The sequence below is a fragment of the Methylobacterium sp. CCH5-D2 genome, from assembly GCF_001556475.1.
Lineage (GTDB): Bacteria > Pseudomonadota > Alphaproteobacteria > Rhizobiales > Beijerinckiaceae > Methylobacterium > Methylobacterium hispanicum.
Map to the genome: position 1 here is coordinate 1 of NZ_LSIX01000573.1, position 732 is coordinate 732.

The following is a 732-nucleotide window of genomic DNA, read 5'->3' on the forward strand; positions in this document are numbered from 1 at the left end:
GCCTCGTCCTGCCGCTCTGGCTCGCCATCCTGTGGGCGACCGCGTGAACGCGCCGCTCCAAGTCCTGCCGGGCGCCATCCGCCTCGCCGGCCTCACCCTCGGCTACGACCGGCACCCGGCCGTGCACCATCTCGACGGCACGATTCCCGCGGGTGACATGCTGGCGGTGGTGGGGCCGAACGGGGCCGGCAAGTCGACGCTCCTGAAGGGGCTCGTCGGCGAGATCCCCTGCCTCGACGGCGCGATCCTGCGCGGCGTGCCGCGCGAGGCGCTGGCCTACCTGCCGCAGGCCGACGAGATCGACCGCAGCTTCCCGCTGAGCGTGCTCGACCTCGCCAGCATGGGTCTGTGGCGGCGGGCGGGCGCGTGGCGCAGCCTCGGGCGCAGCCGCGGCGCGGTGCTCGACGCGCTGGGCTCCGTCGGCCTGTCGGGCTTCGAGGAGCGCGCCATCGGCACCCTGTCGGGCGGGCAGTTCCAGCGCGTGCTCTTCGCCCGGCTGATCCTGCAGGACGCCGCCGTGATCCTGCTCGACGAGCCCTTCACGGGCATCGACGCCCGCACGGTGGACGACCTCGTCGGGCTGATCGGACGCTGGCACGCGCAGGGGCGCACGGTGGTGGCGGCGCTGCACGATTTCGCGCAGGTGCGCGCGCACTTCCCCCGCACCCTGCTCATCGCCCGCGAGCCCGTGGCCTGGGGGCCGACCGCCGCCGTGCTGACCCCCCAGAACCT

Annotated in this window: 1 protein-coding gene; it reads left to right on the forward strand. The window is 74.7% G+C overall.

What is annotated here, in order from left to right; translation table 11 throughout:
- Positions 1–43 precede the first annotated feature (43 nt).
- On the forward strand, positions 44–732 hold a 689-nt coding region (locus AX737_RS14615; protein WP_066922460.1), incomplete at its 3' end, for an ABC transporter ATP-binding protein.